This window comes from Streptomyces sp. NPDC056222 (genome assembly GCF_042264065.1).
Taxonomy (GTDB): Bacteria; Actinomycetota; Actinomycetes; order Streptomycetales; family Streptomycetaceae; genus Streptomyces.
Window position 1 is genome coordinate 1 of sequence record NZ_JBHJTL010000201.1, and the last position, 2,371, is coordinate 2,371.

Consider the following 2,371-nt stretch of genomic DNA (forward strand, 5'->3'; position numbering starts at 1 on the left):
CGCCGACACCACCGCGGTTGCGGATCTGCGGGGAGGCCACGGTGTGCGAGGCGAGCGCGAGACCCGGCAGCTCGGCCCGCAGGTTCTCCATGATCTGGGTGTACGGAACGGACGCGCCGAGGCGGACGTTCTCCTCGCCGACCTCCCACTCGCGGAGCAGCTCGATACGGTTCAGGTCCAGGAGGTACTCGGGTCGTCGGTGGTCGAAGTTGATCTCGACCATGACGTCGGTGCCACCCGCGATGGGCACTGCCGTGGGGTGCTCTGCCTTGGCGGCGAGCGCCTCCTCCCAGCTGGCGGGGCGAAGGAAGTCCATGGTGGCTCTCTTCTTGTGCTTCTAGTGATCGGGGGTCGGTCTACTGGGCCTGGGGATGACCGGCCCTCGACTTCGAATTCATGTTCACGTGCTGTTAACGCGATGTGTGGCCTAGTACACAAGGCCGGCCGGCTGCGGTGCAGTCACCGAAAACATGAAGGAGTTGGCTGGTGTCCCGGTTCGTCTTGTAGATTCGAACGAAAGGCGGGGCTCATTAACCTCGCCGTTTTCCCCTGGAAACGGTGGCACCAGCCGCCGACGACAACGCGACAGACGAGTGACTGACGAAAAGGAACGGCGGCGACGAGATGCGGCTGCGCGCACTGCTGGAAACCGACGCGCTGGGGCTGCGCCTGCTCGGTGGTGAGGACGAGCTGGACCGCACCGTCCGTGGCGTGATGACGACGGACCTGAAGGACCCCAGCCGGTACCTGTCCGGCGGGGAGCTGGTCCTCACCGGCCTCGCCTGGCTGCGGGAGCCGGAGGACGCCGAGCCCTTCGTCCGGATCCTGGCGTCCGCCGGGGTGGCGGCGCTGGCCGCGGGCGAGGCGGAACTCGGCGACATCCCCGACGATCTCGTACAGGCGTGTTTGCGCCATCGGCTGCCGCTGTTCGCGGTGAACGAGTCCGTTGCATTCGCGACGATCACCGAACATGTTGTTCGACAGGTCTCCGGGGAGCGGGCCGGTGACCTGGCGGCGGTCGTGGACCGCCACAGGCGCCTGATGACCTCCGGTCCGGCGGGCGGCGGGCCCGAGGTCGTCCTCGACCTGCTCGGCTCCGACCTCGACCTGCGGGCCTGGGTCCTCTCCCCCACCGGCCGCCAGATCGCAGGTGCCGGGGAGCCGCTGGACGCCGGTCTCGCGGCCACGCTGGCCGGCGAGCACCTGGCCGCCACCCGGACCGGGCGGCGTGGGCCGCACCGTCTGAGCGTCGCCGGAGCCACCTACTCGCTCTTCCCGATCCGCAACACCGGGCGCGGGGCCCCGCCCGCCTCCAGGGACGTACGGGAGACCGTCCTGTCCGACTGGCTGCTCGCCGTCGAGGCCGACGCGGGCGACTGGCCGGCGGCCCGGCTGGACCTGCTCCAGGGCGTCACCCAGCTCATCGCCGTCGAGCGGGACCGGCGGGACGCGGCGCGCACCGTACGCCGCCGGCTCGCGCAGGAGGTCCTGGAGCTGGTCCAGACGGGCGCCGCGCCCGCCGAGATCGCCGCCCGCCTGCGGGTCGCCGCCCCGGTGCTGCTGCCGGGCCTGGGGACCGCACCCCACTGGCAGGTCGTCGTCGCCCGTGTGGAGTGGGACGCGGAGGGCGGGACGGGCGCCGTGGAGACCGGCCCGGTGGCCCAGGCGCTCCTGGAGGAGATCCTCGTCGACCCCGCGACGGTGGGCGCCGACTCCGCCGACCGGATCGCCGTCGCCCACCACGGCGACGAGGCCATCGCCCTGGTCCCGCTGCCCGCCGGGCCCCTTCCGGACAGCGAGGACGAGGGCACCACCAGCATCGGGCTGCACGCCGACGCGCTGCTCGCGGCGGTACGGGACCCGCTCTCGTCGGGTCTCGCCGACGACGGCCGCCTCACCCTGGGCGTCAGCGCGGCGGTCCACTCGGCCGAGGGCCTGCGCGGCGCCCTTGAGGAGGCGCGCCACGCCCGCCGTGTCGCCGCCGCCCGCCCGGGCCGCGTGTGCGCCGCGGGCCACCACGAGCTGGCCTCCCACGTCCTGCTCCTCCCGTTCGTCCCGGACGACGTCCGTCGCGCCTTCACGGCCCGGCTGCTCGACCCGCTGCGCGACTACGACCGCCGCCACCGCGCCGAGCTCATCCCCACGCTGGAGGCCTTCCTCGACTGCGACGGCTCCTGGACCCGCTGCGCGACCCGTCTCCACCTGCATGTGAACACCCTGCGCTACCGGGTGGGCCGGATCGAGCAACTGACGGGCCGCGACCTGTCGCGTCTGGAGGACAAGCTCGACTTCTTCCTGGCGCTGCGGATGTCGTAGGGCGCGGAAGGCAACGGGCTACGGGTCGGGAGGGTCCTGGAAGAGGCCCACACCC

The 2,371-nt window shown here is 72.4% G+C and carries 2 protein-coding genes; one reads left to right on the plus strand and one right to left on the minus strand.

Translation table 11 applies throughout. The features are described 5' to 3' along the window. On the minus strand, window positions 1-316 hold a 316-nt coding region (locus ACFC0D_RS38425), incomplete at its 3' end, for an FAD binding domain-containing protein (protein ID WP_376446738.1). Window positions 317-624: 308 nt separating this feature from the next. Here ACFC0D_RS38425 and ACFC0D_RS38430 point away from each other — a divergent pair. Beyond that, window positions 625-2,316, plus strand: a complete 1,692-nt coding sequence (locus ACFC0D_RS38430) for a PucR family transcriptional regulator (RefSeq protein WP_376446741.1) — start codon at window positions 625-627, stop codon at window positions 2,314-2,316. Window positions 2,317-2,371 lie beyond the last annotated feature (55 nt).

Coding starts and splice junctions, on each gene's coding strand:
- ACFC0D_RS38430 (WP_376446741.1), top strand. CDS start 625: ATGCGGCTGCGCGCACTGCTGGAAACCGACGCGCTGGGGCTGCGCCTG.